20 protein-coding genes and 1 pseudogene are annotated in these 18,602 nt (G+C 57.8%); 17 read left to right on the top strand and 4 right to left on the bottom strand.

What is annotated here, in order from left to right; genetic code table 11:
* The first annotated feature begins 75 nt into the window (after nt 1-75).
* The 4 genes from N7578_RS23135 (at nt 76) to N7578_RS23120 (ending at nt 3,900) form a co-directional block, all read left to right on the top strand.
* Nucleotides 76-609 carry a TetR/AcrR family transcriptional regulator gene (locus N7578_RS23135; protein WP_311112769.1) on the top strand — a complete coding sequence of 178 codons (534 nt, stop codon included), beginning with the start codon at nt 76-78 and terminating at the stop codon, nt 607-609.
* A gap of 78 nt (nt 610-687) precedes the next feature.
* Complete coding sequence (locus N7578_RS23130; RefSeq protein WP_311112669.1) at nt 688-2,106, top strand: MFS transporter; 1,419 nt, start codon at nt 688-690, stop codon at nt 2,104-2,106.
* A gap of 77 nt (nt 2,107-2,183) precedes the next feature.
* Complete coding sequence (locus N7578_RS23125; RefSeq protein ID WP_311112668.1) at nt 2,184-2,939, top strand: SDR family oxidoreductase; 756 nt, start codon at nt 2,184-2,186, stop codon at nt 2,937-2,939.
* A 271-nt stretch (nt 2,940-3,210) separates the two neighbouring features.
* Nucleotides 3,211-3,900 (top strand): aspartate/glutamate racemase family protein, encoded by a 690-nt coding sequence (locus tag N7578_RS23120; protein WP_311112667.1) that lies wholly within the window; start codon nt 3,211-3,213, stop codon nt 3,898-3,900.
* A 51-nt stretch (nt 3,901-3,951) separates the two neighbouring features.
* Here N7578_RS23120 and N7578_RS23115 read toward each other — a convergent pair whose 3' ends face one another.
* Nucleotides 3,952-4,863 carry an AraC family transcriptional regulator gene (locus N7578_RS23115; RefSeq protein WP_112963843.1) on the bottom strand — a complete coding sequence of 304 codons (912 nt, stop codon included), beginning with the start codon at nt 4,861-4,863 and terminating at the stop codon, nt 3,952-3,954.
* 91 nt (nt 4,864-4,954) lie between these two features.
* Between N7578_RS23115 and N7578_RS23110 the strand changes: the two genes are divergently transcribed.
* From N7578_RS23110 to N7578_RS23080, 7 genes and pseudogenes are all read left to right on the top strand, one after another.
* Entirely contained in the window at nt 4,955-5,782 is an 828-nt protein-coding gene (locus N7578_RS23110; RefSeq protein WP_311112666.1) for an oxidoreductase, read from the top strand.
* Nucleotides 5,783-5,837: 55 nt separating this feature from the next.
* Nucleotides 5,838-6,428: a TetR/AcrR family transcriptional regulator gene (locus N7578_RS23105; RefSeq protein WP_311112665.1), complete on the top strand. Its 591-nt coding sequence runs from the start codon at nt 5,838-5,840 to the stop codon at nt 6,426-6,428.
* A 67-nt stretch (nt 6,429-6,495) separates the two neighbouring features.
* Entirely contained in the window at nt 6,496-7,122 is a 627-nt protein-coding gene (locus N7578_RS23100) for a hypothetical protein (protein WP_311112664.1), read from the top strand.
* A gap of 109 nt (nt 7,123-7,231) precedes the next feature.
* A pseudogene (locus tag N7578_RS23095) lies at nt 7,232-8,071 on the top strand (cytochrome b/b6 domain-containing protein); the annotation flags it as partial.
* A gap of 9 nt (nt 8,072-8,080) precedes the next feature.
* A complete protein-coding gene (locus N7578_RS23090) occupies nt 8,081-8,857 on the top strand; it encodes a molybdopterin-binding protein (RefSeq protein WP_220331295.1) in 777 nt (258 codons plus the stop codon).
* 410 nt (nt 8,858-9,267) lie between these two features.
* On the top strand, nt 9,268-9,852 hold the full coding sequence (locus N7578_RS23085) for a DUF308 domain-containing protein (RefSeq protein ID WP_311112663.1): 585 nt from the start codon (nt 9,268-9,270) through the stop codon (nt 9,850-9,852).
* Nucleotides 9,853-9,893: 41 nt separating this feature from the next.
* Nucleotides 9,894-10,190 carry a chorismate mutase gene (locus N7578_RS23080; RefSeq protein WP_110730692.1) on the top strand — a complete coding sequence of 99 codons (297 nt, stop codon included), beginning with the start codon at nt 9,894-9,896 and terminating at the stop codon, nt 10,188-10,190.
* 66 nt (nt 10,191-10,256) lie between these two features.
* On the opposite strand, the gene N7578_RS23075 is transcribed toward N7578_RS23080, so the two are convergent.
* Nucleotides 10,257-11,120: a LysR family transcriptional regulator gene (locus N7578_RS23075; protein ID WP_311112662.1), complete on the bottom strand. Its 864-nt coding sequence runs from the start codon at nt 11,118-11,120 to the stop codon at nt 10,257-10,259.
* A 108-nt stretch (nt 11,121-11,228) separates the two neighbouring features.
* Between N7578_RS23075 and N7578_RS23070 the strand changes: the two genes are divergently transcribed.
* The 6 genes from N7578_RS23070 (at nt 11,229) to N7578_RS23045 (ending at nt 15,770) form a co-directional block, all read left to right on the top strand.
* Entirely contained in the window at nt 11,229-12,053 is an 825-nt protein-coding gene (locus tag N7578_RS23070; RefSeq protein WP_131607235.1) for an oxidoreductase, read from the top strand.
* Nucleotides 12,054-12,098: 45 nt separating this feature from the next.
* On the top strand, nt 12,099-12,947 hold the full coding sequence (locus tag N7578_RS23065; protein ID WP_311112661.1) for an alpha/beta hydrolase: 849 nt from the start codon (nt 12,099-12,101) through the stop codon (nt 12,945-12,947).
* Nucleotides 12,948-13,011: 64 nt separating this feature from the next.
* Nucleotides 13,012-13,542, top strand: coding sequence for a VOC family protein (locus tag N7578_RS23060; protein ID WP_311112660.1), 531 nt, complete (start codon nt 13,012-13,014; stop codon nt 13,540-13,542).
* Nucleotides 13,539-14,273, top strand: a complete 735-nt coding sequence (locus N7578_RS23055) for a L,D-transpeptidase (protein WP_205928542.1) — start codon at nt 13,539-13,541, stop codon at nt 14,271-14,273. The genes N7578_RS23060 and N7578_RS23055 overlap by 4 nt, the downstream gene beginning before the upstream one ends.
* A gap of 105 nt (nt 14,274-14,378) precedes the next feature.
* Nucleotides 14,379-15,137: an alpha/beta fold hydrolase gene (locus N7578_RS23050; RefSeq protein ID WP_142187407.1), complete on the top strand. Its 759-nt coding sequence runs from the start codon at nt 14,379-14,381 to the stop codon at nt 15,135-15,137.
* A 243-nt stretch (nt 15,138-15,380) separates the two neighbouring features.
* The gene (locus tag N7578_RS23045) at nt 15,381-15,770 is read left to right on the top strand and encodes a RidA family protein (protein ID WP_110730639.1); all 390 of its coding nucleotides are present in this window, start codon (nt 15,381-15,383) and stop codon (nt 15,768-15,770) included.
* Nucleotides 15,771-15,921: 151 nt separating this feature from the next.
* Here N7578_RS23045 and N7578_RS23040 read toward each other — a convergent pair whose 3' ends face one another.
* Nucleotides 15,922-16,674, bottom strand: coding sequence for an alpha/beta hydrolase (locus tag N7578_RS23040; protein ID WP_311112659.1), 753 nt, complete (start codon nt 16,672-16,674; stop codon nt 15,922-15,924).
* Between the two features lie 42 nt (nt 16,675-16,716).
* Nucleotides 16,717-18,492, bottom strand: coding sequence for a cytochrome c biogenesis protein DipZ (locus N7578_RS23035; protein WP_311112658.1), 1,776 nt, complete (start codon nt 18,490-18,492; stop codon nt 16,717-16,719).
* Nucleotides 18,493-18,602 lie beyond the last annotated feature (110 nt).

Genomic DNA, 18,602 nt, shown 5'->3' with positions numbered 1-18,602 from the left:
GTCAAGCGCAATCAAATATCCGCGTCCGTCGGTCGCCCTCGAGAATTCGAACTCGATGAAGTGGTTCGAAAAGCAATGCACATATTTTGGGATCGTGGATATCACGATGCATCCCTTCCCGACTTGCTTGAGGGCATGGAACTTTCCAGAGGCAGCTTTTATAAGGCTTTCGTCGACAAGAGAGGCGTCTATCTGCGCGCCCTCGACGCTTACATCGAGGACGCCGTTCGCTCGGTCGGTGAAACACTGCATTCCAATCCGTCGCCTAAAGCCGCAATTTTAGAAGCTTTTTCTCAACAAGTGGATCAAACATCGGGAACGGACGGTTTGCGTGGATGTTTTGTCGTCTTTGCAGCTGTCGAAATGCTTCCGGAGGATAAAGAGGTCGCACCACGTATTTCCCGGCTGTTCAGACGTCTGCAAGATCTTTATGCGGCGGCGATCATAAGAGGCCAGGCCTTGGGCGAGATCGATCCCGGGCTGGATGAACGAACGCTCGCGAGGTTCCTCGTGTGCCAGATCCAGGGTATGCGGGTCCTGGCGAAGGCAGGAGCAGATCGCGCGGAGACAAGGGCCATGGTCGACCTGGCACTGAAGGCGCTTGGCTGACCCTATTTTGGAACCAATTAGTTCCAATTTATGATATTGCAAACCGTCGATCGATTTTTTGGTCGCTTGGAGAGACTTATGAGAGACACCAGCAATCCCGATGATAAACTCGATCCACGTCGATGGATGGCGCTGGTCATTCTTTTGACCGGTGCCTTTTTGCCGCCGCTCGACTTCTTCATCGTCAATGTGGCGCTGCCCTCGATCCGGGAGGATTTCAGGGCTTCTGCATCAACGATGCAGCTGATTATCTCCGGTTACGCTACCACTTACGCTGTGATGCTGATCACTGGGGGAAGGCTTGGAGATCTTTATGGTCGACGAAATGTCTTTCTGGCTGGAATGGTCGGTTTTGCAGCCGCGTCTGCCTTATGCGGGTTTGCCTGGTCTCCAGCCGCGCTGATCGTCGGCCGTATTCTTCAGGGGTTTGCAGCGGCAATTATGGCACCGCAAGCCTTAGCTTCCATCAATGCAATTTTCCCAGACCACGAAAAATCAAAAGCCCTCAGCTTTTATGCCCTGACATTCGGGGTGGCATCGATGGTTGGTCTGTTTCTCGGTGGTGCGTTGATTGCGCTTGATATCCTTGGTCTTGGATGGAGAGCCATCTTCCTCATCAACCTGCCGGTTATCGCGGTCGCTGCGCCGTCGGCCTTCATCATGTTGCGGGAAACCCGATCTGAGCGCCCAAGCAAATTGGACCTTGGCGGAGCATTGTTGATCGCGATTGCGCTATCTGCGCTGATTGCGCCGCTGATCGAGGGGCGGGAGCAGGGGTGGCCGATCTGGCTAATCCTGATGCTTGTCATGTCCCTCCCGTTTTTCCTCCTGTTCTGGCGGCATGAGAAACACCTGGAGTCGACGGGGAGAGATCCGATTCTTGCACCTAGCCTGCTGCAAAACCGTGGACTAATGCGCGGGCTGCTGGCTGCATTGTTCTTCTACTCGCTTGCGGCCTTCTGGCTGATATTCTCGGTCTATCAGCAGGGTGGCCTTGGTCTGACGCCTTTCGAGGCCGGGCTGGCGATCCTTCCTGCGGCCGTCGGCTTCGTCCTTGGTCCGTTCGCAAGTGAGCGCATCCTCCGCGTCTTCGGAAGATTTTCCGCCGGCGCCGGCATGGTGCTGCAAGCTGCAGGGTTGTTTGGAACGGCGGCCTTGATTTCGAATGGCCTTCCACACTTCCTTTTTGCTGCGCTTTTTCTTATCGGTGCGGGGCAGGGGATCGCCCTTCCAAACCTGGTGAAGAGCATCGTGCAAAGGGTGGACCGGGCGCAGTCAGGATTGGCCTCTGGTCTGGTCAATTCGATGTTTCAGATTGGCGGTGCGTTGGCAGCCGCAATCGTTGGCGGGTTGTTCTTCTCGATCTTGGGGCCGGCCACAGACGTTCAATCCATTGGCCGAGCATACAGCGTTGCAGCCGGTGCAATTGCCATTTGTCTTCTCATTGCGGGATGGCTTTCCGTCAGCCTTACATCGACCCAACCGTTGCGTCGATGAGCGGCGCATCATCAGCCGATCGCGCGGAAACGGCGTGAAACTCCCGAGCAAAACAGAGACATACAGAGGTACTCTCCATGAACAACATCTCCACACTACCTCTTTCCGGCAAGCGCGCGCTGGTCACCGGTGCGGCACGCGGTATCGGTGCGGCAATTGCGCTAAAACTGGCCGAGGATGGTGCCGACGTTGCGATCACCTATGAGAAGTCGGTCGAGAAAGCGGAAGCTCTCGTTGCCAAGATCCGCGCCATGGGTCGAAATGCGATCGCCATCCATGCCGATGCCGCGAGCAAAGCAGCCGCGATGGCTACCGTCGAACAAACTGTCGCTGAGCTCGGCGGCCTTGATATTCTGGTCAATAATGCCGGTGTCCTTTTCGCAGGTGATTTCGCCACGCAGCCACTGGAGGAGATTGATCTTCAGCTGAACGTCAATGTTCGCGGTGTCTTTCTGATCACTCAGGCAGCGCTGAAATATATTCCCAACGGAGGTCGCGTCATCAGTACCGGCAGCAATGCGGGTCTGGCTGTGCCGTTCGCGGGGATCGCGGTCTATGCCGCGACCAAGTCTGCGCTGGAAAGCTTCACGCGCGGCCTCGCACGTGAGTTGGGCTCTCGGGAAATTACGGTCAATCTGGTTCGACCAGGTCCGATTGATACTGACATGAACCCTGCCGATGGCGCGCTCGCAGCCGCTATCCTGCCAAACCTCTCGATTGCTCGATACGGTAAAACCAGTGAAGTCGCAGAGGCCGTCGCCTTTCTCGCGGGGCCCGGTGCAGCCTACATTACCGGCTCAGGCATTCTCGTCGACGGCGGCATCAGTGCCTGAGCATTGAGACGAGGCGGTGCCTCGCCGCTCCACCCTGTAGCTACTAGCGCGGAATAAGGGCGCGCATGGGCCGCCGCGGAGTTCCCTCCGCTGCACTGTGCGCGTATGTTCGGCGAAGCGGACGGCGGCCCTTATTCAGGCATTTCTCCACTCCATTGGTGGTTTTCCTGACGTTGCAATCGTGCTTGGGGTAGCGAATATGCGTGCCCCGGTTTCTGCTCAAGCGGCCGTTGAGCGGTAACAGACCTAACGCATGAACATGGTGAGACATTTGAAGACCATCGGCATACTTGGCGGAATGTCCGCGACATCAACCCAGATTTATTACCGAGAACTCTGCAGGCTTACCCGCGATAGCCTGGGAGGACTTCATTCTCCTGAGCTTCTCATACGGTCTGTCGACTTCGACGAAATCGAAAAGTTGCAGGCATCCTCCGATTGGGACGCGGCGGGCCGAATCCTCAATGAACATGCTATCGCGCTGCAGCGCGGAGGTGCCGACCTCCTCATCCTGGCGACGAATACCATGCACAAGGTGGCGGACAACATCGTGGGCGGGGTGTCGATCCCGTTCGTGCACATCGCGGACGCGACTGCAACCGCTATCCTCGACCGCGGTTTCCGGAGACCGGGTTTGATGGCAACGGCCTTCACCATGGAGCAGACCTTCTACACCGACCGCCTCATCGCTCAGGGGCTGTCGCCAACGATCCCTGAAGCGGATGATCGAACAGAAACCCATCGTATTATCTATGAAGAGCTGTCCCGCGACATCGTTCGCGAGGAGAGCCGCTTGACCTATGAAGGGATTGCGCAGCGTCTGGTCGACAAAGGCTGCGACTGTCTTATCCTCGGCTGTACCGAGGTGGGTATGCTGTTAAACCAGGATAACGTAGGCGTTCCCGTCTTCGACACGACCCTCATTCATTGCAAAGCCGCCCTTCAAGCCGCTTTACAATGACATGTTGTGTTCTGACGGTCGATCGATCGTGATAACGGTGAGGGGCAATGGTCAAACCTGTTCGCCCAGGTGATGCCGGACCCACTTCGCTTCTTCCGATGCGGTACGCCCGAAATGCCGTCTGAAGTCGCGGCTGAATTGCGCCGGGCTGACATAGCCCACTGACGCCGCCACCTCCGCAATTGTTGCAGTCTGGCGGGCGATCATCAGTCTCGCTTCATGGAGCCGCATCGCCTTCACATATTGCATCGGACTTGAGCCGGTCAGGTTCTTGAAATGGACGTGATAGGAAGGAACGCTCATACCCAAGTCTCTCGCAAGATCCGCGACGGCGATTTCACTGCTGTAGTTCTCCCGCAGCCATGCCACGCTCTGAAGCAGTTTTCCGGACGTCCCTTTTCGCTGAAGGGCCGCGATAACCGCGCTACCTTGCGAGCCAACCATCACGCGGTAATGCAGTTCACGCAGAATAGAGCTCCCGAGCACGGCGACATCGACCGGGTTGCCGAGCGCCGTCAGTAAGCGAAGCAGGACGTCTTCGATATCGCTGTCCATTCTGCTCGAGAGCAGCCCTCTCGGTTTGGCGTCTGCGGGACCTGCGAGTTCTTCCACCTGCAGAGCGATCTCCGTCGCCATCTGCATATCGAACTCCAGATAGACGGCAAGCAATGGCCGCTGTGGACTTGCCTTTGAAGTCATTCGGAATGGAACCGGTACCGAGACAGCGAGATAATGATCCTCGTCATAAAGGTAGACGTCGCCTTCGAGGATTCCGTATTTGCTTCCCTGTAATACGAAGACCGCCCCCGGCTTATAGAGAACCGGGACGTCATCGAGCACCGCCTCGGTGCGAAGGATACGGACACAACTGATCGCAGTCTGATTGTAGCCGAGGCGAGGAGCCAGTTGCCCGGCCACGGCGACGAGCCGGTCATGGGCGACGGACTGATTTTCAGAAATCATAGGATTAGGCAAAACAATTAGAGGATCCGCAATCGAGTTCAGTTGGCGTTGAGATTATCTGTCATCCACGGTTAATCAAGGAGTTTTAGAAATGTCGAGCAAAACGTTTTTCATAACAGGGGCGAATTCGGGCTTCGGATTGGCGATCGCCACTGCCGCAATCGAAGCCGGTCACACCGTCATCGGGACCGTCCGCTCCGAAGCCTCGCGCGAAACGCTGGCAAAGAGCCTCCCGGAACTGCGCCCGGTCCTTTGCGACGTCACCGATTTCGACCGCATCCCTGACGTCGTCCAGCAAGCGGAGGACGAACACGGGCCAGTCGACGTGCTGATCAACAATGCCGGATACGGTCACGAGGGCGTGCTCGAGGAATCGCCACTTGAAGAGATGCGACGTCAGTTTGACGTGAACGTGTTCGGCGCCGTGGCTGTGGCCAAGGCATTTCTTCCGAGGTTCCGTGAGCGCCGCCGTGGTTTTATCGTGAACGTCACGTCGATGGGCGGTATGATCACCATGCCCGGCATCGCATATTACTGCGGCAGCAAGTTCGCGTTTCAGGGCATTTCCGAGGTCATGCGCTCGGAAATGGCGCCGTTTGGAGTTCACGTGACAACGCTTTGCCCTGGCTCGTTCCGGACAGACTGGGCCGGGCGTTCCATGGTCCGCACAGACAGGTCGATTGCAGATTACGACAGCCTGTTCGATCCGATCCGCGAGGCGCGTCAGGCAGTGAGCGGCAAGCAGCTCGGAGATCCACAAAAGCTCGCCTCCGCGGTGCTGACCCTCGTCGAGTCCGACAATCCTCCACCACAACTTCTCCTCGGTAGCGATGCCTTGAAGCATGTGACGGCACGTATCGAGCGTCTGCAACAGGAAATCGAAGCATGGAAGGATGTGACCGTCTCCACGGACGGCTGACACAAAACCAACATTTGCTATTGACCATCTGCCTACTAGAAGGTAGATAGACTGCATGAGCAATCTTTCGACAACCTCGGACGACATTCTGACGTCCACCCGAAACCTTCTGATAAGCGGCGGCTACAATAGCTTCAGCTATGCTGATATCTCGGAGATTGTTGGCATCCGCAAGGCAAGCATCCATCATCATTTTCCGAGCAAGGTCGATCTGGTGCGTGAGCTGGTTAAGCGGTATCGAGAGGATGGCCAGGCAAGCGTGGCAGTCCTTGAGCAGAAGGTTCCGAACGCTCTGGACATCCTCAAGACTTATGCAAACCACTGGGCTGCATGCATCGAGGATGCCAGCAGACCCTATTGTGTCTGTGCTATGCTTGCCAGTGAGCTGCCTTCCCTCCCGACGGAAGTCGCAACGGAGGTGACGAACTTTTTTCGTTTCATCTCCTCATGGCTGACTTCGGTCATGGAACGCGGTGCCAAGCAAGGCGAACTGAGTCTTACCAGTGCGCCGCATGTTGAAGCCGAAACATTTCTGGCCACCGTATACGGGGCAATGCTTTCGGCGAGAGCCTACGGGAAACCGGAGGTCTTCTCAACGATACTCGAACCCGCCCTCAATCGTCTCATGCCCACAGTCTCACACTAATCCTGCGTGGCGTGGCTACCCGGGTCAATCGCGCCCATCGAAACTACCAACTAGTAGGAAGATAAAAATGAGAAATGTTTTTCCAGCTCTGGCCTTCGCGCTAGCCAGCATCCTTTCCGCAACTGTTGTTTCCGCACCTGCATCTGCCGAAGATAAGAAAGCCGCGCCGATCCATGTACGAGGCAGCATCGTCGACTACGAGGGGTCAACGCTGAAAGTGAAGACCCGCGACGGTGAGACCGTCGACGTCGTCCTTGCCAAAGACTGGAAGATCGCTGGCGTTGCCAACGCAAAGGTCACCGATATCAAGCCGGGCGATTTCGTGGGCATCGCATCCTTGCCAAAGGGCGATGGCGGCGATGGAGCGCTTGAGGTCCTAATTTTCCCGCCGGAAATGAAAGGCACAGGCGAGGGGAGCTATGGTTGGGATTTGAAGCCCGACAGCAGCATGACCAATGCGACGGTCGCCGATGCCGTAACGGGTGTAGATGGCCGGACCGTCACCGTCACCTATCATGGGAAGGAAAAGAAGATCGCCATTCCGGATGGGACACCTGTCGTCACCATCGCTGGAGCCACCAAGGATGATCTCGTCCCCGGCGCCGTAGTCTTCATCACCGCTGAAAAGGCTGCAACCGGCCCCATCGCCCATCAGGTGGTCGTCGGCAAGAATGGCGTGGTTCCCCCGATGTGAAGACCCCGCCGTCACTGGCCGGAGCAGCCGCCATACTGCTTCGGCCGGCGACTACAGATCGACGCTGCTTGGTCTGCCGCCGCTAAATGCACCGATGAAAGACGTTGAGATGAGCGTAGACCCTTCCAATGATAATGTCCGAAATCCCCGGACGATCTCTATTCGCCGCCACTCTGTCGTGACACGGCTCACGCACTGGCTGAACGTGCTCTGCCTGAGTTTCCTTCTTTTGAGCGGATTGCAGATCTTCAACGCCCACCCCGAGCTATACTGGGGACATTATGGCGCCGACGGCGATCCTGCCGTCTTGACGATTGGCGCCGATGACAAAGGCGGCGAACCACGCGGTTTTGTTCGCATTGCAGGCCTGGAACTACCTACCACGGGCGTCCTCGGCGTGTCGAATGTTGATGGCGGACAAGTCTCACGCGCTTTTCCCTCCTGGGCAACCATCCCTTCATTCCAGGATCTTGCAGCCGGACGTCGCTGGCATTTCTTCTTCGCCTGGCTGTTTGCGATCAACGGCATTGTCTATCTCGGCTTCAGCGTGCTGAGCGGACATTTCCGCAAGGACCTTGCGCCAAAGCCCCATGAGCTCTCGCCAAGCCACCTCGGCCGCGAAGTCCTCGATCATGCTCGGCTGCGCTTTCCGAAAGGGGAGGAGGCCAAACACTATAATTCGCTTCAAAAGCTCACCTATCTGGCGGTCATTGTCGTTCTGCTGCCGCTGATGGTCGCCACGGGTTTGGCAATGTCACCCGGGATTGACGCCGCTTTCCCCGTACTCATTGAGATTTTCGGTGGACGCCAGTCCGCGCGTACCGTCCATTTCATCACAGCGTCGGCGCTGGTCATCTTCGTTGTCGTGCATGTGGCAATGGTGGTCCTGTCCGGGACCTGGAACAATATTCGCTCGATGATCACCGGACGCTATGTGATTCATCACAAGGCCACAATCATGAGAACGCTTCTCACCCGACGCCGCTTCCTCATCGGCGGCACACTCGGCGCCAGCGCCCTGACCCTTTCCGGGTGTGACCTGCTGGACCAGAACGCCGACGTCGCCGATGTCCTGCGCTCAGCCGAGCACCTGACCATGAAGGCACAGAGACTGCTTCAGGGGCGGGATGCGCTGGCGCGTGAGTTTGACGAAAAGGACATTTCTCCCTCCTTCCGTGTGAACGGAACGAGTGCTCCCGATAGCGAGGAATATGCAGAACTGTTGGAAGGCAAGTTCGCAAACTGGCGACTGAAGATCGACGGTCTTGTTGATCGGCCTCAAGAGATTTCGCTCAAAGATCTGAAGGCGCTTCCTTCCCGCACCCAGATTACCCGCCATGATTGCGTCGAAGGCTGGAGTGCTATCGGTAAATGGAAAGGCGTCCCGCTCTCCCACTTGTTGCGTCTCACCGGGGTTAGGCCGACGGCGCGCTACGTCGTATTGCATTGTGCGGACGAACTCGAAAAGACGCTCGACGGAAGCGGCCGTTACTATGAGAGCATTGATCTCATCGATGCGGTCCATCCTCAAACCATCCTCGCCTACCAGATGAACGGCCAGGATCTCAGCGTCGGCCACGGCGCGCCCTTGCGCCTCAGGGTCGAGCGACAGCTCGGCTACAAACAGGCAAAATACATCATGCGCATCGAACTGGTCGACAGCTTCGCCGGGCTGTGGGGTGGGAACGGCGGCTATTGGGAAGACCGTGGCTACGAGTGGTACGCCGGCATCTGAGGCAATCGAGATGATGAACCACAGGAAAACAATCCATGAGCCGACGGAAGTCCGGAAAGTGATGCCGATTTCAGAAATTGCGCCTTCACGACAAATCGAAATCAACCAAGCGAGTTCCATCCTCTCCGATCCTGACGGCCGATGGGCTGCCGGGCGGGAGGAGGCGATCAGCGATGCCTTCGGAAAGGCATGGGCATCAAGGGTGCCCACGGCGGCGGGACGACGGTTTCTTCTCGCGACGGCCAGGACCTCGATAGTCCCGAAATGTCAGCCGGGAAACTCTCTGACAAAAGCGATCAGACCCGCCGTGCTGAATGGGAGAGAACACCCACTTGAGCGAGCATTTCGTCTTCATCTGATGACGCTCGCGCGAACCACTAATCAACCAGTTTAGAAAGTGACAGAAAACAATGTCGAACAACCAGATCTCCCGTGCCGCGCGCGGCAACGACCAGTGGCTCAAGCAGTATTACTTTACCAGAGCGGCCTTCTCAGTGCTTTGGGTCGCGGCTGCGTTGACTGCCGGACGACATTCCTTTGCGGTGGCTGCCGCACTGCTGATCATTTATCCCGCTTGGGATGCAATCGCCAACGTTATCGATGCCACCAGGAGTGGTGGTCTTGCCGCCAATCGGAGCCAAGCGATCAACGTCGCAGCGAGCTCGGTTATGACGATAGCCGTAATCCTGGCGTTGACAATGAACATGAACTGGGTTCTCGGCGCCTTCGGTCTATGGGCTATCTTCTCAGGGCTGTTGCAGCTTGGAACTGCTGTGCGGCGCCGAAAAACGAATGGGGGTCAGTGGGCGATGATTTTGAGCGGAGGCCAATCCTCTGTGGTCGGTGCTCTCTTCATCTTTCAGGCGCAAATGCCTCAGGAGCCTTCTATCGCCACGGTTGCGGGCTACGCTGGCGTCGGAGCATTCTACTTCCTGGTTTCGGCAATTTGGCTGACGATCGCCCTGTTACGTCGCAGTATGCATCCCATCTCATAAGCTCTACCTCGCGCCTATGAAACGACTTGGAAGATATTCAAATGATGACAGATGATGTGGCACAGCAACTCGCTTCCTACCGGAGGACCATCGACAATTTGGATTCAGCTCTCCTCTATATTCTGGCCGAACGCTTTCGCTGTACCGAGCATGTCGGCCACCTGAAAGCCGAACAGGCTTTGCCGGCGATCGATAATGAGCGAGAGCGACGCCAATTGGATCGAGTGATGAGTATCGCCAATGAGGTTGGCCTCAGTCGCCACTTCGTCGAAGGGCTGATGACAATGATCGTGGGCGCTGTGGTGGAGCGGCACAGAGAGATTGCGGCCAGCAAGTAAATTGTCTGTCGCGGCTGTCCTACCGCGGCCGTGGATCGGCGGGAAAATCGATCTTCTTCGCGCGGCTTACCATGCAGGGGCATTTGTGATGTGGTCCGAGACGGTCGAGATAAACGCCCGAAGACGCTGAAGACGTCGCAGGTCCCGATGATATCCCATCCAGATGTCTCGCGCGGGCGGGAGCTTGGGTAGTTCAAGTCTGCGGATACCCGGGATTTGGTTGCCCACTGCGCGGGGCAGGACTGCGATCCCAACACCCTGCCTGCACATTCGCCCCTGGACGTTTCGGTTGTTTGATCGCAGCACGGGTCGCGCGTTCGGAAAACTCTCGGAGAGCCAGGCTATGTCGGGGAATTGCCCTGTCGAAGTGTCGTGGGTGATCAGACGGAAACCAGTCCCGTCGCCGAATTTAGGGTCGGGCGACTCCTCGGCGATGTAGACGCCGTATTCGAGCCTAAAGAGCCGCCGTTGAATAACATCGGCAGTGTCGAACGGAACGATGCGAAAGGCAACGTCGGCCTCCCTCTGGGCGAGGTTGAACAGGCGAGTGCCGGTCAGGATCTCGACGTCTACATTGGGGTAGACTTTCGAGAAATCCGCCACGATGGGAGGCAGGACATAAGCCCCGAACCAGTCTGCCGATGAGATGCGCAGATTGCCTTTGAGATTTTGCTCCTGCCCGGCGAGTCGGCGCTCCATTGCAAGGGCGCCTTCTTCCATCTGCTCTGCCAGGGCGATGATCCCATGGCCCTCCTCGGTCAGCACGAGACCGTCCGCGGTCCGCTGGAAGAGCGTATGGCCGATGGCATCCTCAAGGGCACGAAGCCGCCTGCCGACGGTCGGATGGCTTGTATGAAGAGCACGCGCAGCGCCGCCGAGCGTGCCGGACCGCGCAATCGCAAGGAAGATTTTTACGTCACTCCACTCCATGGCCATGCCCTTACAAAAGTGAACAGTGAAAATACAAAACTGTCACTTCCAGTACAAATATAAACATCTAGATTCAAGTCATCTTCTGAATACACGCGGAGAAACGTCATGAAAACATGGTTCATCACAGGCTGCTCGAGCGGCTTCGGACAACGTCTCGCACTCGCTGCGGCACAGCGGGGCGATCAGGTTGTCGCGACTGCACGCAACCTCAACTTGATCAAAGAAATGGCTCGGCCATTCGACGGCCGCATGATCGCCTTGCCGCTCGACGTGACGGATGCGGCGGCGGCCAATACCGCGGTCGCAAAGGCCGTCGAGACATTTGGCGGTTTTGATGTGCTGGTGAACAATGCCGGCTACGGACTGTTTGGTGCGCTCGAGGAAGGCACGCCCGAAGAATATCGACCGATGTTCGAGGTGAACGTTTTCGGTCTTATCGAAACCACCAGAGCAGCGCTGCCGACCTTGCGACGTTCGGGCGGAATGATCGTCAATATGTCGTCCGGCGCAGGGATCGCGGGCAGCGGCGGGGCAGCATACTACAATGCAGCCAAGTTTGCGGTTGAAGGGGTTTCCGAGGCTCTCGCGGGTGAGCTGAAGCCGTTCGGCGTCCGCGTGCTGATCGTCGAGCCGGGGCCGTTCCGCACTGACTTCCTTGGACGCTCGATAACGATGGCGGCCAAGGAAATGCCGGAGTATGCCGCAAGTTCGCGCAGACATTATCGTGAAACCAACAACGGCAATCAAGCAGGCGATCCCGACAAGGCGGTTACAGTGATCTTGCAGGCGGTCGACGCCAATAACGCCCCGCTTCATCTGCCGCTTGGGCCCGTCGCGCATTCAATCGCCGAACGAAAGCTGGCTTCTTTCCGCAGCGATATCGACGCTTGGCGAGACATCTCGGTCGCCACCGATTTCGATCAGGCCTGAGCTGGCGCTAGCTCTGTTTAACATCAACATCGACGGGAAAGAGTTATGATCCCAACACTGGAAGATTTTACCCAGCAACTGGTGCCGGTGAACGGCATCAAGATCAATGCCGTCACGGGCGGCTCTGGCCCCCCGCTCCTTCTGCTTCACGGTTGGCCGGAAACTTGGTGGGAGTGGCACGACGTCATGCCGCTGCTGGCCGAACAGTTCAGCGTGGTGGCGATTGATCTACGCGGCGCAGGCTTTTCCGACTGCCCGCTTGACGGCTACGATAAGGCGACGATGGCGCGCGACGCGCACGAGGTCATGATCGCCCTTGGGCATGAACGCTACGCCGTATGCGGCCATGACATCGGCGGAATGGTGGCGCTTCCGCAGGCCGCTATCTATCGAGATGCCGTTACTCACCTTGCCGTCCTCGATGTTCCGCTTCCTGGCTGGAGTGAGTGGGAGGCTACGACGGCAAAGATCTGGCACTTCGCGTTCCATGCTAATCGGGATCTGCCGGAACGCCTGATTTATGGCCGCGAACATGACTATGTTTCGGCCTTCATGGCGGAGCGGTTTTACAATCACAGCACCTTTAATCCTGAAGACATCGTCATCTACGCGAAAGCAATGGCACTTCCTGGTCGCACGCGCGGTGGCATGGAATGGTACCGCACACTGACCGCCGACCATGCGGCCGCGCTCGAATACAAAAAACAACCGCTCCGAATTCCGGTTTTAGGTCTCGGCGGGGAGCAGCGTTTTGGTGCTCATATGGTCCCAATGCTCAAGGAGTTCGCCACAGATGTAACGGGCGGCTCGATTGCCCGCTGCAGTCATTATGTGGCGGACGAGCGCCCGGATGAAGTGGCCGCTGCTCTCATCGATTTCCTCAAGGCCAAGTGAACTCTGCGATCCGGGCAAATTGAGCCCTAACACGTTCATCGATTCAACAAGAAAGGAAACTGTCATGACTGCACCTCAAATTCGTGGCGTCAATCACATCGGCATCACAGTGCCCGATATCGAGGCAGCAAAATCATTCCTGGTGGAAGCCTTTGGCGGCCAGGTGATCTACCAATCGTTCGGGCCGCAGGATCCGGCCAGGGAGGGACCCGAGTTCGAGCGGGCCACTGGTGCCTACCCGGGAACGGTTGTGCGTGCGCAGGCGATGGTCAAGATCGGATCCGGGCCTGACATCGAGCTCTTCGAAATGCACGGCCCCAAACAAGCGCAGCCGGTTACACCGAGCGACTTCGGCATTACGCATTTCGGTGTCTATACCCACGACATCGACGCATCGGTAGAGCGCTTTGAGAAGGCGGGCGGAACAGCCCTCACGGCACCACGCGCTATTCCCTACGCAACCGAAAAAGGTCCTGGAAACAAGGTCTGCTATTGCCGCACGCCGTGGGGCACGATGATTGAGTTTATCACCACGCCTGATCGCATGGCCTATCGTGACCAGACGGATCTGCGCAGATGGCAGGACGAGGAATGAGCGTGAGCTTTGATACCTCGTTATCTCGCCGCAGCCTTCTGTCGCTTTCGGCGATGGCTGCGGCCTCGGCCGTGGCAGGTTGCACGTCAACCTCCGGAGCCGGCCGGATGCTGGATCCGCAGCCGACGCGCCTCCTGGATCGGGTTCGCCCTGTGCAGATTGCGGCCGCGCCGACAGATTCCGAACTTGCGGTCATTTACGGCCCCATTGAAGATGGTGGTTTCCTGATACCAGCGGTTCCCTACAAACAGATTGATCCGCGCTATTACCGTCAACAGGTCATTGATCCGACTGGGGAAGCGCCTGGCACCGTCGTCGTCGATACCCCCTCACGCTTTCTCTATCTCGTCCAGCCGGGTGGGACCGCGATGCGGTATGGTGTCGGGATCGGGCGCGATGGCTTTGCCTGGCAGGGCAACGGCATCATTCAGTGGCGTCAGAAATGGCCGCGTTGGAAGCCGCCGAACGAGATGGTCGCCCGCCAGCCGGAATTGGCCAAATATTCGATCGAGAATGGCGGCATGGAGCCGGGCCTGAAAAATCCGCTCGGTGCACGAGCGCTCTACATCTTCTCCGGTGGCCACGACACACTCTATCGTCTGCACGGCAATCCGCAATGGCGCTCGATTGGCAAGGCAGTTTCGTCCGGCTGTGTGCGCCTGCTCAACCAGGACATTATCGACCTCTATGAACGCGTCCCGCTCAAGGCTCCAATTGTCGTCAAGCAGTAAGCGCAAGCGATCATGTCCATCCCTCCCTGGACCAGGGAAGACAGGTCCTTCAGCGCTTTCAAAGCCTCCGCAATTCCACGCACAGAACTCAAGGAACTACCGACCATGTCCAACTTCAGTAAAGCGGCCGTTGGCCTCATTGCAGCGCTTTTGTCTTCTGCTGTCCTAACTGCCCCAGCCTTAGCGGACGCGCGCAACATCGTGCTTGTCCATGGCGCGCTCGTGGATGGTTCGGGCTGGCGCGGCGTTTATGACATCCTGACCCGCGACGGCTATCATGTCAGCATCGTCCAGCAGCCACTGACAAGCCTGGATCAGGACGTTGCAGCCACGAAGAGCGTGCTTGATCAGCAGGACGGGGACGTCGTTCTCGTCGGCCACAGCTATGGGGGCACGATCATCACGGCAGCAGGTGATGATCCCAAGGTCAAGGCCCTAGTCTATGTTGCGGCACTGCAGCCAGAAAAGGGCGAAAGCACCGCACAACTGCTCCAATCGATGCCGTCACCCACCAACGATATCAAGCCGACAAAGGATGGCTTCCTGCTTATCGACCCGGCAAAGTTCGCGGCTGATTTCGGGGCGGATCTACCCAAAGAGCAGGGCGAGTTTATGGCCCGGTCTCAGATGCCCGTCGCCGTCGCGGCCACCAGTGCGCCGGTGTCTATTGCCGCTTGGCACGACAAGCCAAGCTACGGGATTGTTGCGAAGGATGACATGACGATCAATCCGGACCTTGAGCGCTGGATGTACAAGCGCGCCGGTTCGACGGTGACAGAGGTAGAAGGCAGCCACGCTATCTACATCTCGCAGGCGGCTGCGGTCGCAAAGGTTATCGAGGAAGCAGCCAAAGCTGCCAAGTAGCGGCGGTATGCATTCTGCAAAAGTCGTTTGTCTTGATGAACTTGCTAGCTGGGTCACATCCGGGGGCGTGACCCAGCTATTTTGAGACACGTAACTGCGCCCGGGAAAGAGCCGTGCCGGCGAGCGAAGTAAAGGACTGTCCGACATCGCTGGCCGTTTGTACTTTTTCATCCAACGGCGCTTGAAAATTCGCGACGCTTGTATCAGTGCCGCTAGCAACCAGCAAAGATTGCGAGGACCACTATGGATCGAGAGATCATTATACCCGACGAGATGCAGGAGATCGTCAGCCGAGCAGGCTATGCTCCCGCGGTTAAAGTCGGAGACACAATCTACGTCGTCGGCCAAGTTGGGCGGACCAAGGATCTCAACATCATTCACGATCCTTTAGAGCAATTCAGAGCTATGTGGGACAATTTACGAGTTGTCCTCGAAGCCGCTCATTGCACGTTCGATGACATTGTGGAAATGACAAGCTATCATGTCGAAATGTCCAAGCACATGGACGTGTTTCGGACTGTCAAAAACGAGGTTTTCCCGAAGGGAACCTATGCGTGGAGCCGGATAGGCGTCTCTGAGCTCGCGCACCAAGGACTCCTCGCTGAGGTGAAATGTGTTGCCGTAAAACGATGATGGACCCATGTGTCGCGACCGACCTTTCCGCGCTGAGGATAAAAGTTACAGCAGCTTAGTGTATCGGAGCGGCGGGTATTGGTTCGAATCCTTTCAAGAGTGAAGAATTCAGTGGCGATCCAGGTTGCTGGATCGCCACATTTTGCCAGCGCTAGAGCGCCTTCGCCGCCTTCTCAATCACGTCCGCAACCTCTTCGGGATGCGAGGCGAAGACGGCATGGCTGGATTTGATCTCGGTCACGCTGCTGCTGGCACGTTTCGCCATCTCACGTTCCAGTTCAGGATTAATGGATCTGTCTTCGGTCGCAACAATGGACCAGCTGCGTTTCGTCTTCCAAGCGGGGTTCTCTATCTTGGCCGAGAAGGCTTCTTTCGAGGCGAAGACCTGCGACCTTGCCAGAAACGCGGCGTCGTCTTTAGGCAGGTCCGCGGCGAAGTCGTTCGCGAATGCGGCGGGGTCGAGATAGAGATACTTTCCGTCCTTCGTCTCGCGGATATTCATGCCGCCAGCAGGCTTCGAACTTGCGAGGCTGAGGAGGCTTTCACCTTGGTCCGGCTGAAAGGCCGCGACATACACGAGACCAGCGACAACGGGATTGTGGCCAGCTTCGGTAATCACCATGCCGCCATAGCTGTGACCGACGAGAAGCGCCGGGCCGTCCTGCAGATCGAGCACCCGGTTGGTGGCTGCGATATCGTCGGCGAGCGACGTCATCGGCTGTTGCACGATCGTGACATTGAAACCGCGCTTGACGAGAATATCGGACGCCTTGCGCCAGCCGGAACCGTCGGCAAGTGCGCCATGGACGATGACGATGTTTTTGACTTCCGCGGCCTGCGCCGAAAAGGCGATGATGCTGGTGGCGAAGGCGAGTGCGAGGATCGAGATGGTATGTCGGTTCATGCGTTTTACTCCTGTTGTCGTGGGGGGTGAGCAGAGAGGGGCTCAGCCGAAGGTGAAGGCGTAGGCTTCGACGCCTGAATCGAGGAACCGGATTTCAAATGTCCGTTCCTCCACGTCGCCGGACTGGCGAACGAGTTGGTAGAGCTTTGTGGAGGTTATGGTGCCGTGGCCGTCAGCATCAGTATCCGCGCCATGATTGAACCCGGGTGCCTTTCCGTTGATCGTCACCTGGAAGCGAACAGGTTTGCCGGCAGCGCCGGGTCCGAGGACGAGATGCAGGTCGCGGGCGCTGAAGCGATAGACGATGCTGCCGTCCGGCTGGTCCAGCACGGCGCGTTCGGCGCCGACCGTCCAGGTTCCGGAGAGGCCCCATTCATTCAGGCCCGGCTGCGTGACAGAATATGCGTTGGCGGCGTCGTCACGCAGGCCTTCCGGAGAGACGAAGCCCACGGCCCGTTTGTAGCCGAGATAGCTCTCGCCGGAGCGGATGTTCCTGAGGTCGGGGCTCGCCTCGGCACCCTTGGCATCGGGCGTCACGATTGTGGTCGTCGCCATCTCGTTGCCAGCTTCGCGCAACAGATCCTGGATCGCCTGCTCGGTCTGGCGGTAGTTGCCTTCGCCGAAATGATGATAGCGAATCTGTCCCTTTGCATCGATCAGGTAGTGTGCCGGCCAGTAGCTATTCTCGAAAGCGCGCCAGATCTTGTAGTCGTTGTCGATCGCAACAGGATAACCGATCCTGAAATCCTCGATCGCCTTTTTGACGTTGTCGATCTTCTTCTCGAAGGCGAATTCCGGGGCGTGCACGCCGATCACGACGAGACCCTGATCCTTGTATTTTTCAGCCCAGGCGCGGACGTAGGGCACGGTTCGGATGCAGTTGATGCAGGAATAGGTCCAGAAATCGACAAGGACGACCTTGCCGCGAAGCTGTTCCGTCGTCAGCGGCGACGAGTTCAGCCACTCGACAGCGCCATTCAACGACGGCGCGCGACCCTCCACAGGAAGGTTGCTCCGGAACGACCGATCTGGATCGATGACGGCAGTCGTGACGTCGTTGCTCACCATCCCGGCGGATTTTTCAGCGGTTGGCTTCTCGTGCAGTTGGTCAAGGACGACCTGCTCGAATTTGGCCGCGCTGGCATAGGAAAGACGCGCGAGGAGGCCGGTGTCGAGACCAAGGGCAATAACGGCAACGCCAACCAGAACCGCGGCTCCCAGCACCTGTCGAATACGTTCACTGATGCCGAGCGACCGTTTCATGCCGGCGAAGATCCTGCCTCCGACAAGAAGGGCAATGGCAAGCGATGTTGCGGCACCAGCAGCATAGGCGATGAGCAGAAACGTCGTCTGGAGGTTGGCGCCATTTAGGGCCGCACCCGTCAGCAGAAGGCCGAGGATTGGCCCGGCGCAGGGCGCCCAAAGGAGCCCCGTTGCAACGCCGAGGATAAACGAGCTTGCGGCGGTCGGCACGGAGCCAGGCCTGCCCGAGGCATTCAACAACCTGTTGCCGAAATCGACGACGGGTTGGGTGATGATGCTCGCAACGCGTGGCGACAAAAGGCTGACCCCGAAGACGGTGAGCAGCAGGATCGCAGCGAGACGACCGTATTCATTGGCGTGGATTGCCCAACTCCCGCCGACTGCTGCGAGCGTTGCGACCAATGCGAACGTGACGCTCATGCCAATCAGCATGGGCAGCGTGCTTCGGAGAAAAGGCTGTCCCGCGCGGGCAAAGACGAAGGGGAGAATGGGAAGGATGCACGGGCTGAGGATGGTCAGCGCCCCTCCGAGATAGGCAATGATGAGAAGTGTCATCGTCGTTTCCTTGAAACCGGTTGGTCGGGTTCTGGACGGCGATGAGGCTCGACCAGCAACATGGCCAATCTGGTCGGAGCGACGTATCCCGGATGTGTCGGGCTTCCATA

This window comes from Agrobacterium tumefaciens (assembly GCF_031801495.1).
Classification (GTDB): domain Bacteria; phylum Pseudomonadota; class Alphaproteobacteria; order Rhizobiales; family Rhizobiaceae; genus Agrobacterium; species Agrobacterium tumefaciens_K.
This window is presented reverse-complemented; position numbering and strand designations above follow the sequence as displayed.